The sequence below is a fragment of the Novosphingobium sp. BL-S-34 genome (genome assembly GCF_056857015.1).
On record NZ_CM166472.1, the window covers coordinates 81,678 to 94,301 of the forward strand.

The window sequence follows — 12,624 nt, forward strand, 5'->3', positions numbered from 1 at the left end:
TCCACCCGACTTGAAAATGCTCTAGGGCGAATCCCGAAATGAGCACGAACCCAGCGAACCTTCCCGAGGACCTCGAACCCTTCCTGGCCGACGCCGGATGGGCAGGCGCCGCCGTCGAACCGCTTGCCGGGGACGCTTCGTTCCGGCGCTATTTCCGCGTTACCCGCGCGGATGGCGAAACGGCGATGCTGATGGATGCGCCGCCGCCCAACGAGGATCCCACGCCGTTCCTGCGCGCCGCGCGCTGGCTCGATGCCAACGGGCTGCGCGCGCCGCGCATCCTGGCGGACTGGGCGGAACGCGGGCTCGTGCTGATCGAGGACTTCGGCCACGCACGGATGCGCGACTATCTCGACCAGTGGCAGGACGACGAAGAGGCCGTCTACCGCGGCGCCGTGGACGTGCTGGCGCAGCTCCGCCAGCTGCCGCCGGGGCCTTTCCTCGACTATTCGATGAGCGAGTATCAGCGCGAGGTGCGCCTGTTCATCGACTGGTACTGCACGGCGCAGAACCTCTACGTCGATTCCGCGGGCTTCACCGCCGCCTGGGAAGCGGTGATGGGTGAACTGCTGCCTCGCCAGCGCCCGGGCGTGACCGTGCTGCGCGATTACCACGCCGAAAACATCATGCTGCTCGGCGCGCTGGAAAAGCAGGGCCTGCTCGATTTCCAGGACGCGCTGATCGGCCATCCCGCTTACGATCTGGTCTCGCTGCTGCAGGACGCGCGCCGCGATGTCTCGCCCGAACTGGAGGCCGAGATGTTCGACCATTACATCCAGGCCACCGATGCCGATCCCGAGACGTTCCTGGCGGACTATGCCCGCCTCGGCGCGCAGCGGAACACCAAGATCATCGGCATTTTCGTGCGTCTCTGGCGGCGTGACGGCAAGTCGCGTTATCTGGAACTGATCCCCCGCGTCTGGGCGATGCTCGAACGCGACCTGGCGCATCCGGCACTGGAGCCGGTCGCGCGCTGGTTCGATGCCAATATCCCCGCCCATTTGCGCGACGCCAATGGCGGGAGCTACGCGGCATGAACGAAGTGAAGCTGGCCAGCGATACGGCCATGGTGCTCTCCGCCGGCCTCGGCAAGCGGATGCGGCCGCTGACTGCCACCCAGCCCAAGCCGCTGGTGCGCGTCGCCGGCAAGTCGCTGATCGACCACGCGCTCGACAAACTCGATGCGGCCGGGGTCGAGAAGGCGGTGGTCAATGTCCATTACCTTGCCGACGCGCTGGAAGGCCACTTCAAGGCGCGCCACAAGGGGCCGCAGGTCACCGTGTCGGACGAGCGCGAACGCCTGCTGGAAACCGGCGGCGGGATGGTCAAGGCTGCGCCGCTGCTGCCCGAGACGTTCTTCTGCCTCAACAGCGACAATATCTGGCTCGACGGACCGGAAGACGTGTTCCACGAGCTTTCGCGGGCCTGGAACCCGGAAATCATGGATGCACTGCTCTTGCTGGTCTCGCATCCGCGCGCGGTGAATTATCGGGGCGAGGGCGACTTTCACCTCGATCCCGCAGGGCGCATCGCCCGCCGCAAGCAGGGCCGCATCGCGCCCTTCATCTATTCGGGCATCCAGATCGTATCGAAGCGCCTCCTGCGCGATGCGCCGGAAGGACCATTCTCGACCAACGTGTTGTGGAACCGCGCCATCAAGGAAGGGCGCCTCTACGGCATTTCCCATACCGGGCTCTGGTTCGAAGTGGGCGAGCCGACCGCGATCAAGCCCACCGAGGAATGGCTGACCCGTGCCTGACAGGGCGGGGCCCGACAAGAGAGGGCCGCGCGTATTCTCGATTGCCGCTCACCGCGGCTTCGCAGACGCCCTGGTGGCGGGATTGGTGCCGCGTTACGCCGAAGGTGAACTGGGCCTGGCGCGGCTGACGCTGCTGCTGCCAAGCCGCCGCACGGTCCGCACGGTGACCGAGGCTTTCGTGCGCTTTTCCGGCACGACCGACAGGCCGGGTCTTCTGCTGCCGCGCATGGTGGTGGTGGGCGATCTCGATCTGGACGAGACGCTGGGGCCCTTGCTCGATCCGCTCGGTGCCTCTGACATCCCGCCCGCGGCCGATCCGACCCGGCGCTGGCTCCGCATCGCTCACTTCCTGCGCGAGGTAGAGGGCGCCGAGGCCGGAAAGGGCGCCGCCCTGCTGCGCCGCGCCTGGGAACTGGGGCGCACGATGGACCGCCTGCTGGTGGAAGGCATCGCCCCGATCGACCTGATGAGCGAACGGGTGATCGGCATCGTCGGCGATCTGGCCGGCCACTGGACCGACAATACGCGCACGTTCCTGAAAGTGCAGCAGCACTGGATCGCGGAATTGGCCGAGCGCGGCGAGATCGACGCGCCGGAGCGCCGCAACCTCCTGTTCGAGCACGCCGCCCGCGAATGGCAGGCCTCGCCGCCGGCCTATCCCATCGTTGCGGCCGGTGTGACCAGTGCCTCGCCTTCGCTGGCAAGATTGCTGCGCGTGGTCAGCGAATTGCCCGGCGGCAGCGTGGTCCTGCCCGATTTCGATCTTTCCCTGCCGCCGGAAGTCTGGGACGAACTCGGCACGGCGGGGCGTCCCGACAGTCCGGACGATCCGCCGTTCGGCCGGGGCGATGCCGTCACCCATCCGCAATATCACCTCAAGCTGCTGCTCAATCGCATGGGCATTTCGCGCGAGGAGGTAGCGCATTGGCACCGTTCGGGGCTGGGCGCCTCGCCGGCCGAGCGCAGCACCGTGATTTCCAACTTGTTCCTGCCGCCCCGCGCATCGGCGGCCTGGGTCGCGCTTGGTCCCGAGAAGCGACGGCTGGCCGGGGTGCGGCTGATGGAAAGCACTCATCCCGAGCAGGAAGCCCAGGCCATCGCGGTGCTGGTGCGCCAGGCGCTGGAAGTCCCGGAACGCCGCGTGGCGCTGATTACGCCTGACCGCGGGCTTGCGGGGCGGGTCGTCGCCCATCTCACCCGCTGGGGCATCGAGGCGGACGACACCGCAGGACGCCCGCTCGCGCAGACCGCCTCTGGCCGCCTGCTGCTGCTGCTGGCCGAAGTGATGGCGGAGCAGGCCGCGCCCGTGCCGCTGATCGCCCTGCTGATCCATCCGCTGGCAGGGGGCGGCGAAGGCCGTGCCCGCTGGCTCGAGAATGCCCGCCGACTGGACCTGGCACTGCGCGGGCCGCGCCCCGGGGCCGGTCTTGCCGCCCTGGCCGAACTGGCGGTGCAGGAAAAGCTGGAAGGCTGGTGGGGCGAGGTCGAGGCGATGCTCGCGCCGCTCTTCGCGCTGAGCGAAGGCGATCCGCTGGACTTCATGTTGGGAAGGCTTGCCGACGCGGCCGAGGCGATGTGCGGCGAAGCGATCTGGGGCGGTCCCGACGGCCGGGCACTGAGCGCCCTGGTCGAGGAACTGCGCGCGGCGGCCGGTTCTGCGGGAACGCTGTTCGATCCGCGCGAACTTCACGCCATGCTGCGCGATGCGATGGACCGCGTCTCGGTGCGCCCGCCCTGGGGCGGCCATCCGCGCGTGGCGATCTACGGCCTGCTGGAAGCGCGGATGAGCCGCGCCGACCTGGTCATTTGCGGGGGGCTGGTGGAAGGCGTCTGGCCCGCTTCCCCCTCGCAGGACGCCCTGTTGCCGCCTGCTGTGCTGCGCGCGCTCGGCGTGCCGGGGGCCGATTTCCGCATCGGCCTTGCCGCGCACGATCTGGCCGCCGCGCTGGGAGCGCCGGACGTCGTGCTGAGCTGGGCCTTGCGCGATGCCGGGGGGCCGGTGATCCCCTCGCGCTTCGTGCTGCGGGTCAAGGCGCTGCTCGGCGAGCAGGGTGAGCGTCATATCGAAGCGGAGGCGCTGCGCCTGGCACGCATGCTGGACGATGCCGCACCGGTGCCGCCGCACCCTCGGCCGCAGCCCATGCCGGCGCCCGAGCAGCGCCGCGTCGACCTGGCGGTCACCGGGCTGGACCGCCTGCGGGGCGATCCCTACGAATTCTACGCCAATGCGATCCTGCGCCTCCGCAAGCTCGACGCGCTCGATGCCGAACCGAGCGCGGCGTGGAAGGGCGAAGTGGCGCACAAGATCCTGGAGGACTGGCACAAGGCGGGTGAGCCGGTCGACGGGCTGCACACGATTGCCCAGTCCGTGCTGACCGAGAAGAACGCCCATCCGCTGATGCGCGCGCTGTGGTGGCCGCGTCTCTCGGCCGCGCTCGACACCTTTCGCGACCTCGTGCTGCGGCACAAGACCGAGGGGCGGCGTGTGGTGGCGAGCGAGGCCTGGGGCGACATGCGCCACCGCGACATCCGTATCCACGGCCGCGCCGACCGCATCGACCGCCAGGCTGACGGGACGCTGGCCGTGGTCGACTACAAGACGGGCTCGCCGCCCACTCCGCGGCGAGTGGAGGAAGGTTTCGCGCTGCAGCTTGGCCTGATCGCGCTGATCGCCGAAGCCGGCGGCTTCAAGGACATGCAGGGCCGCGAGATCGAAGGCGAGGCGGGGGGCTTCGAATACTGGTCGATGGCCAAGGACAAGAACCAGTTCGGCTACGCCGCCACCCCGCTCAAGGTCGGCAAGCGCCGCTCCGGGATCGAACCGGACGATTTCCTGCCGGAAACCGAGCGCTACCTGAACGATGCACTGGACCGCTGGATCCTCGGCAACGAGCCTTTCACCGCGCGTCTCAACCCCGAGCTCGGGTCCTATGCCGATTACGACCAGCTGATGCGTCTCGATGAATGGATCACTTCGCTCGGCAGCCGTGAACGCGTGCAGGGCAGTGCCACGGAGGAGGGGGCATGAGCGGTCCTGCCGCCGTCCATCCGCTGCACGGCAACCAGATGCTGGCGGTCAATCCGCGCGATACCGTCTGGCTTTCGGCCTCGGCGGGCACGGGCAAGACGCAAGTGCTGTCTTCCCGCGTGCTGCGCCTCCTGCTGCAGGAGGGGGTGGAGCCGTCCCAGGTATTGTGCCTTACGTTCACCAAGGCCGGCGCCACCGAAATGGCCGCGCGCATCAACGGCACCCTGGCCGAATGGGTGCGGCTGGAAGATACCCAGCTATTCCAGCGGCTCGACGCGATCGGCGCGCCGACCGATCTGGACACGCGCGCCCGTGCGCGAACGCTGTTCACCGCGGTGCTCGACAGTCCGGGCGGGGGGCTTCGTATCGACACCATCCACGCCTTCTCGCAGTGGCTGCTGGCGACGTTCCCGCTGGAGGCGGAGCTGGTGCCGGGCGCCCGGCCGATGGAGGACCGCGAGCGCGCCCTGCTGGCACGGCAGGTCCTGGCGGATCTGCTGGTCGCGGCGGAGAACGATCCTTTCGACGGTGCGCCGCTGCTGGAAGCTATCGCCCAGCTCTCGCTGCGGCACGGGCCGGATTCGGTCGTCGAGTTCCTGCTGCGCTGCGCCGGTGCGCGCGAGGCCTGGTTCGGCCCGGGATCGTGGCAGGCGGGCGACATCCGCAGCCATGTCGTGCGCCTGCTCGGCCTGCCCGCCGACGCCGGGGACGACCTGCTCGCGGAAATGTGTGCGGACGACGGCTTCGATGTGCGCTCGCTGCGCCGGTGCTGCGAAGTCCTGGCCGATTGGAACACCGCCACCGCCCACAAGGCAACCGACGTGCTGGTGCCCTGGCTCACCCAGTCTCCGGCGCGCCGGGCGGAGGGTATCGACGATGTTCATGCCGCGCTGTTCACCAAGGACGATTCGGTTCGCAGCCTCAACCACTTGTCCAAGCGCGATCCCGACTACGAGGGTTATGCCTTGCGCGTCGGCGAGGGCCTTGCCCGCATTCGCGAGGTCAAGGCGCTGCTCGGCCTGGCCGAGCGGCTCGTGCCGGCATTGCGGCTCGGCCGGGCTTTCGCGCTTGCCTGGGACGAGGCCAAGCAGCGCGAAGGCCTGATCGACTTCGACGACCAGATCCGCCGCGCCGCCGATCTTCTGCGCGGTCAGGCTTCGGCGGACTGGATCCGTTACAAGCTGGATCGCCGTTTCGATCACATCCTGGTCGATGAGGCGCAGGACACCAATGCCGCGCAGTGGGACATCGTCTTCGCCATGGCGGAGGAGTTCTGGGCCGGGCTGGGCCAGCACGAGCGTCAACATGCCGTGGAACACGGGGAACGTCACGGGCAGCCCCCCTTGCTGCGCACCCTGTTCGTCGTGGGCGATTACAAGCAGGCGATCTTCCGGTTCCAGGGCACCAGCCCCGAGAACTTCCGCCGCGCGGCAGACCGCGTGCGGGGCAAGATGCGCGAGGCGGCTGAAAATGCCGATATGCTGCGCAGCAACCTGTCCGCGCGGCCGCTGGTGGAACTCGGGCTGGACCGCAGCTTCCGCACGGCGCAGCGCGTGCTCGACTTCGTGGACGAGGCCATTGCCGGCATCGGCCATGCCAGCTTCGGCCTCGATCGTCCGGCCGAGCCCCATGTCGGGCAGGAGCGTCCGGGCTATGTCGCCTTGTGGCAGCCTGTCTCGGAGCAGAGCGGCGAAGACGACGACGCGCCGCTGGCAGATGACGAGGGCGCGGAGGAGCACGACGGGCAGCAGCCCAACTGGCTCTCCCGCCCGGACCGGCAGATGGCGGAACGCATCGCGCAGCAGGTCCGCGAATGGCTCGATCCCTCGGGGCCGGGCTTCACGCTGAACAAGGGCAAGCCGCGCCGTGCGGGTGCGGGCGACGTGATGGTGCTGGTGCGCCAGCGCAAGGAACTTGCGGGGCTGATCGTTGCGCGGCTTCACGCGGCCGGCGTGCCGGTGGCCGGCGTCGACCGTCTGCGCCTGGGTGCGCCGCTGGCCGTGAAGGACCTGATCGCGGCGCTGCGTTTCGCGGTGCAGCCGCTTGACGATCTCAACCTCGCCGCGCTGCTGGTATCCCCGCTCGTCGGTTGGAGCCAGGAGCAATTGCTGCGCCACGCCTATCGCGACCGGCACAGGCATCTCTGGGAACACTTGCGCGCCGGTTCCGGTGCCGAGATCGCGGCGGTGCTGCAGCAACTCGGCGATCTGCTGGCCCTGGCCGACTTCGCGCCGCCGCAGGCCATGTTGCACTGGCTGCTCGTCGGGCCGTGGCAGGGGCGGCGCAAGCTGGTCGCCCGGCTCGGCAGCGAGGCCAACGATCCCATCGACGAACTCGTCAATGCCGCCCAGGCCTATGTCGCCACCGATACGCCCAGCCTCGCCGGGTTCCTGGCCTGGTTCGATGCCGGCGACGGAGAACTGAAGCGCGAGGCCGATGCCGCCTCGGGCCTGGTGCGCGTGATGACCGTCCACGGCTCGAAGGGCCTGCAGGCGCCCATCGTCATCCTGGCCGACGCGACCGGCAACCCCGAAGCTGCGCGCGAACGCGGTTTCGACCTGGCCGATCCGCGCGACGAGCGGCGCAAGGTGCCGCTGCCGCCGTTGTCCAAGGACGAGAAGGTCGGCCGTATCGCCGCCCGGATCGCGGAGAACCGCGAGGGCGACGAGCAGGAGCATTGGCGCCTGCTCTACGTCGCTATGACCCGCGCCGAGGAGGCGTTGTTCATCGGCGGCGCGCTGGGGCGGCGCGACAAGGACGGCCCGGCCGACAAGAGCTGGTACGCCCGGCTGCGCGCCCTGTTCCCGGCCGAGGCGGACGTCGAGGACGCGATCTGGGGCACGCGGTGCGAGAACGGGCAGCCGCCGGAGCCGCTCCCGGCGGAAGTTCGCGCGGTCGAACTGCCCTTGCGCGAACCCCTGCCGCGCTGGCTGGAGCGGGCGCCACCTGCGGAGCCGCGCCCGCCCCGTCCGCTGGCGCCCTCTTCGCTGGGCGAGGACGACGCACCCGATCCGCCGTTCCCGCCGGGGGCCGGGCGCGATGCCTTGCGGCGTGGCACTCTGGTGCACAAGCTGCTCGAACGCCTGCCGCAAGTCGCTGCCGATTTGCGCGAGGAAGCGGGCTGGCAATGGCTCGCGCGCAACGCTGCCGATTTGGCCGAAGACGCCCGCGAGGCCATGTTGGCCAGCGCCATGGCGGTGCTTGGCAATGCCGCGTGGTCCGAGATATTCGGCCCGGCCAGTCTTGCGGAAGTTCCGGTGGCCGCCGTGGTCGGCGGGCAGGTGGTGGCGGGCACGATCGATCGTCTGGTGGTCGAGCCAGACCGCGTCCGGCTGGTCGACTACAAGACCGCGCGCCGCCCGCCCGAGAGTCTGGAACAGGTGCCGCGCGGGGTGCTGCGCCAGATGGGCGCCTATGCCGCCGCGCTGGAAGTGGCCTTCCCGGGAAAGCGCGTGGAAGTGGCCTTGCTCTACACCGCCGTGCCGCGCCTGATCGTGGTTCCGGCGGACGTTCTGGCCGCTCACAAGCCGGACTTTTCCCCGCCGCAGTAAACCTATGGCCGTGCAAGCGTTGCCTCATGGCAATTCGTCCCTAGATTGCGTTCAACCGAGATACCCGAGGAGTTTCAATTCATGGCGACCATCGCTGTTACCGACGCCAGCTTCGAACAAGACGTTCTCAAGTCCGACAAGCCCGTGCTCGTCGATTTCTGGGCGGACTGGTGCGGCCCGTGCAAGATGATTGGCCCCGCTCTGGAAGAGATCAGCGAAGAGCTTTCCGAGCAGGTGACCATCGCCAAGATGGACATCATGGCCAACACCGGCATCCCTGCCGAGATCGGCGTGAAGTCGATCCCGCTGATGGTGCTGTTCAAGGACGGCAAGCCCGTCGCCCAGAAGCTCGGCGCCGCTCCCAAGAGCGCGCTGAAGGGCTGGATCGAAGGCGAACTCTAAGCGTTCGTTGCGGCTTCGGCCGGTTCCAAGACGGATAGCAAAACCCCTTCCGCCGCGAGGCGGGAGGGGTTTTTCTTTGGGGCGAGCAGGACCGCCCGTGTGGTTCGGAAATAGCGAGGAGGACGAAAACCCTTGATCCGCGCCTTGGGTACAGATTTTTTGGGGTAGTGAAGGCAGCGCGTCGAACTTACCCGCAGAGAGTATGAACATGCCGGTGAACGATATTCTCTGGGGGCTTACCGAGAAGGAAAAACAGACCCTCCGTCTGATCGTGCGCGGCCATGATGCAAAGTCGACCGCGCGCTGCCTGGGGCTTTCCGTTCATACGATCAACGAGCGCCTTCGCGAAGCACGGCGCAAGATGGAAGTGTCGAGCAGCCGCGAGGCGGCGCGCCTGTTGCTCGATGCGGAAGGCGAAAACGGGCAGACGGCTTCCCCCAATTCCTTGGGGGACACGGCAATCGGGGATGACGCGGCGCGGCGGGAGATCGATCAGGCCAGCGCGCCGATCGGCGGCGCGGGGCGGGCGGATCGCTCTCCCCGGATCGTTACCGGAGTATTGCTCATGTCGATTGCTCTTGGCCTTCTGGCGCTAGTTACCGTTACGCAGGTTACGCCGACATCTCCCACCGAACCGGCTCCTTCGACCACGCCTGCCAGTTCGGAAGTGGTAGAGATTGCCCGTCATTGGTTGACCCTGATCGATCAGGGGCAATGGAAGAAAAGTTACGAGGGAACCGGCTCGGCCTTCCAGAAGCTGAATACGTTGGAGGTGTGGGCCGAAACCAATCAAAATGTGCGCATACCGTTAGGGCCGGTGATCTCTCGGACGTTTCTTCGTCAGGAGAACCTTCCGGCACCGCCTTCGGGGTATGAGGTCGTGAAATTCCGCACCAGTTTCGCTAATAAAGCGAACGCGGTGGAGACGGTCTCCCTCTCACGACAGGACGGCAGTTGGCGTGTCGCGGGTGTGACGATCGAATAGGGTCCGCTCGGGTTCTCCGGCTGCGAGATGTTCTTGCGTTATCGCAGACGAGTGTCCCTCAATCTTCCAGTGCGGACAAGCGGTTGGCGAGCGCTTCGAACAAGGCGGGCGAGGCGGCGCCGATCAGGCCTTTGCGGTCGAACTGGTCGACGCGGTAGGGGGTGCCGTCCGGGCGGGCGCATTTGCCGCCGGCTTCGTTGAGGAATAGGGCGCCCGCCGCGTGGTCCCAGGGCAAGGTGCGTTCGAACACCGCCACGTCGTTCTGGCCGAGGGCAAGGCGGGGGTATTGTTCGGCGGCGCAGCGGGGGATGTCGACCATGCGGTAGTGCGGGGCGACTTCGGTGCGCAGGCGTTCGCGGCGCGATTCCTCGGTGAAGATCAGCGAGATCGCGGCGACGGGCGGCTGTTCTCCGGTGGCCTGGGCGGTGAGGTGTTCCTCGTTGACCCAGGCGCCGCCGTTCAGCGAGGCGCGGCAGAAGCGGCCGGTCAGGCAGTCGAGAATCCAGCCGCCCAGCGTCTCGCCCCGGTCGGCCAGTGCGATCAGCATGCCGAAGGGGGGCTTGCCGGCCGCGAAGTTGTTAGTGCCGTCGAGCGGGTCGACGATCCAGCACAGCCGGTCCTTCAGCTTGAGCAGCTCGCTCTCGTCTGCGAAAGTGGCTTCCTCGCCCACCACCGAGGCGTCGGGGAGCAGGGCGGTGAGGCGCTCGGTGAGGATCGCTTCGCTCTCCTGGTCGGCCACGGTGACGACGTCGTTCACCGCCTTGCTGACGATCTGCGCGGCCGTAAGCGACTGGTAATGCGGCAGGATCACATCCCGCGAAACCTCGCGCATGATCGTTTCGACGGCGGCGTTGAGCGTGGGCGTGATCATGCGGGAGGCCTTTGCGGGAGGTTCAGGTGAGCGGAATCATGACCTGCTGGGCATAACCCTTGCGCTCACGGATGCGGGCGTACCATTCGGTCAGGGCCGGAAACTCGGGCCGGTCCAGCCCGAACTGGTCGAGCGGCAGGCTGAACCAGGTATAGGCGTAGACGCCCATGGGAATGTCGCCCAGGCCGAACTGTCCGCCGGAGAGCCAGGGCTTTTCGCTCAGGGCACGCTCCAGCACGGCAAGGTGGGCGATGCAGGCCTGCACGTCGCGCGCGATGGCGGGCATGTCCCACTGTTCGCGCGGGGTGCGGGCCATGGCCAGGAAGGGCACGCGCTGGGCGTCGGCATACGTGATCTGCCAGTCCATCCAGCGGTCCGCCAGCGCCCGGTCGATGGGATCGCGGGGAAACCAGCGCTCGCCGCCATATTCGGCCGCCATGTAGCGCAGGATCGCGTTCGATTCCCAGAGCGAGAGCTTGCCGTCCTCGATCATCGGCACCAGCCGGTTCGGGTTCTTCGCGAGGTACTCCTCGGTATAGCCGAACTGGCCGCCGATATCGTGGCGCACGTAGTTCAGGCCCAGCTCCTCGGCGAACCAGGCGACTTTCTTGACGTTGTGGGAGTTGAGGCGACCCCAGATCGTGAACTGCGGAGTGGCCATCGTCAGCTCCTGTAGTCGGCGTTGATGGAGATGTAGCCGTGCGTCAGGTCGCAGGTCCACACGGTGGCGGCGCCTTCGCCAAGGCCGAGATCGACCTCGATGGTGACGTCCTGCCCCTTGAGGTGGGCGGCGACGGGAGCCTCGTCGTAGTCGGCCAGCGGCAGGCCCTCGCGCGCGGCCCAGGTGCCGCCGAAGCCGATCGAGAGCTTGTCGCGGTCGGCCGGTTCGCCCGCCTTGCCCACGGCCATGACGACGCGGCCCCAGTTGGCGTCTTCACCGGCGATGGCGGTCTTCACCAGCGGCGAGTTGGCGATGGCCATGCCGACCTTGCGGGCGCTCTCGTCCGAGACGGCGCCGGAGACGGCGACCTCAATGAACTTCTGCGCGCCTTCGCCGTCGCGCACGACAAGGTGGGCAAGCTGGCGGCAGACGTCATGGATCGCGGCGGCAAAGGCATGGGCACCGGGCGAGGCGATGGTCGAGAGCGGCGCATTCCCGGCCTTGCCGGTGGCGAAGGCGAGTACGGTGTCGCTGGTGGACGTATCCGAATCGACCGTGATGCACGAGAACGTGCGGAAGTTCGCGGCCGAGAGGCATTCCTGCAGGAAGGCGGGCTCCACGGCGGCGTCGGTGAACACATAGCCGAGCATCGTCGCCATGTCCGGCGCGATCATGCCCGAACCCTTGATGACGGCGGCGAGCGTGACCTTGGTCTCGCCGATCATCGCGGTTGCCGTCGCGCCTTTGGCGAACGTGTCGGTGGTTGAGATGGTGTTGGCCACCTCTTCCCACGAGCAGGGCCCGGCGGTGAGGGCCTTCTCCACGCCTTCGCGCGCCTTGTCCTTGGGCAGCGGCACGCCGATCACGCCGGTGGAGGAGACGAAGACCTGTTCGCGCGGGCAGCCGATATGGGCGGCGACCTGGTCCATGATCTGCTCGACGGCCTCGCGCCCGCGATAGCCGGTGAAGGCGTTGGAATTGCCCGCGTTGACGACAAGCGCGCGGGCCTGGCCCTGCTTCACGTTGTCACGGCCAAGTTCGACTTCGCTGGAGCAGCAGAGGTTCTTCGTGAACACCCCGGCGACGGCCGTGCCTTCGTCCAGCTCCACATAAGTCAGGTCGCATCGGCCCCAGTCCTTGTACCCGGCGCGCACGACGTGCGGCGTGACGCCGGCGATCGGCGGCATGGCGGGGAAGGGCGAGGCGAGCGGGGAGGTGGGATAGGCCATGGCGGGTGCGTAGCGCGTGGGTGTGACAGGTCAAGAGTCGCTGCATCGGCGAAGTAACGGAGAAGTCCTGCGGCGATCTTCCGTGCGTAATTTGGGGCGCGGCGCTCTCTTGTGTGGACACGGGGTCAAGCGCCCCCT

General features: G+C 67.9%; 9 protein-coding genes. 6 read left to right on the forward strand and 3 right to left on the reverse strand.

Annotated elements, in window-relative coordinates; genetic code table 11:
* The first annotated feature begins 38 nt into the window (after positions 1–38).
* The 6 genes from AC1VV3_RS00385 (at position 39) to AC1VV3_RS00410 (ending at position 9,725) form a co-directional block, all read left to right on the forward strand.
* Complete coding sequence (locus AC1VV3_RS00385) at positions 39–1,037, forward strand: aminoglycoside phosphotransferase family protein (protein WP_431568363.1); 999 nt, start codon at positions 39–41, stop codon at positions 1,035–1,037.
* A complete protein-coding gene (locus AC1VV3_RS00390) occupies positions 1,034–1,759 on the forward strand; it encodes a nucleotidyltransferase family protein (protein WP_431568364.1) in 726 nt (241 codons plus the stop codon). Before AC1VV3_RS00385 ends, AC1VV3_RS00390 begins: the two co-directional genes overlap by 4 nt.
* A complete protein-coding gene (locus tag AC1VV3_RS00395) occupies positions 1,752–4,787 on the forward strand; it encodes a PD-(D/E)XK nuclease family protein (protein WP_431568365.1) in 3,036 nt (1,011 codons plus the stop codon). Before AC1VV3_RS00390 ends, AC1VV3_RS00395 begins: the two co-directional genes overlap by 8 nt.
* Positions 4,784–8,338 carry a double-strand break repair helicase AddA gene (gene addA, locus AC1VV3_RS00400; RefSeq protein ID WP_482961928.1) on the forward strand — a complete coding sequence of 1,185 codons (3,555 nt, stop codon included), beginning with the start codon at positions 4,784–4,786 and terminating at the stop codon, positions 8,336–8,338. The genes AC1VV3_RS00395 and addA overlap by 4 nt, the downstream gene beginning before the upstream one ends.
* Positions 8,339–8,419: 81 nt before the next feature.
* Complete coding sequence (gene trxA, locus AC1VV3_RS00405) at positions 8,420–8,740, forward strand: thioredoxin (protein WP_021235408.1); 321 nt, start codon at positions 8,420–8,422, stop codon at positions 8,738–8,740.
* Between the two features lie 208 nt (positions 8,741–8,948).
* A complete protein-coding gene (locus AC1VV3_RS00410; RefSeq protein WP_431568439.1) occupies positions 8,949–9,725 on the forward strand; it encodes a DUF4019 domain-containing protein in 777 nt (258 codons plus the stop codon).
* Positions 9,726–9,783: 58 nt separating this feature from the next.
* On the opposite strand, the gene AC1VV3_RS00415 is transcribed toward AC1VV3_RS00410, so the two are convergent.
* Genes AC1VV3_RS00415 through argJ form a run of 3 tightly spaced genes read right to left on the reverse strand, consistent with a single transcriptional unit; the run spans position 9,784 to position 12,486 of the window.
* Complete coding sequence (locus AC1VV3_RS00415; protein ID WP_431568367.1) at positions 9,784–10,596, reverse strand: inositol monophosphatase family protein; 813 nt, start codon at positions 10,594–10,596, stop codon at positions 9,784–9,786.
* A 22-nt stretch (positions 10,597–10,618) separates the two neighbouring features.
* Complete coding sequence (locus AC1VV3_RS00420; RefSeq protein ID WP_431568368.1) at positions 10,619–11,257, reverse strand: glutathione S-transferase family protein; 639 nt, start codon at positions 11,255–11,257, stop codon at positions 10,619–10,621.
* Positions 11,258–11,259: 2 nt separating this feature from the next.
* Complete coding sequence (gene argJ, locus AC1VV3_RS00425; protein ID WP_431568369.1) at positions 11,260–12,486, reverse strand: bifunctional glutamate N-acetyltransferase/amino-acid acetyltransferase ArgJ; 1,227 nt, start codon at positions 12,484–12,486, stop codon at positions 11,260–11,262.
* Positions 12,487–12,624 lie beyond the last annotated feature (138 nt).

Excerpts from the sequence above, each read along its gene's own strand:
- addA (WP_482961928.1), top strand. The coding sequence starts at position 4,784 with ATGAGCGGTCCTGCCGCCGTCCATCCGCTGCACGGCAACCAGATGCTG.
- AC1VV3_RS00415 (WP_431568367.1), bottom strand. The coding sequence starts at position 10,596 with ATGATCACGCCCACGCTCAACGCCGCCGTCGAAACGATCATGCGCGAG.
- trxA (WP_021235408.1), top strand. The coding sequence starts at position 8,420 with ATGGCGACCATCGCTGTTACCGACGCCAGCTTCGAACAAGACGTTCTC.
- argJ (WP_431568369.1), bottom strand. The coding sequence starts at position 12,486 with ATGGCCTATCCCACCTCCCCGCTCGCCTCGCCCTTCCCCGCCATGCCG.
- AC1VV3_RS00390 (WP_431568364.1), top strand. The coding sequence starts at position 1,034 with ATGAACGAAGTGAAGCTGGCCAGCGATACGGCCATGGTGCTCTCCGCC.
- AC1VV3_RS00410 (WP_431568439.1), top strand. The coding sequence starts at position 8,949 with ATGCCGGTGAACGATATTCTCTGGGGGCTTACCGAGAAGGAAAAACAG.
- AC1VV3_RS00385 (WP_431568363.1), top strand. The coding sequence starts at position 39 with ATGAGCACGAACCCAGCGAACCTTCCCGAGGACCTCGAACCCTTCCTG.
- AC1VV3_RS00420 (WP_431568368.1), bottom strand. The coding sequence starts at position 11,257 with ATGGCCACTCCGCAGTTCACGATCTGGGGTCGCCTCAACTCCCACAAC.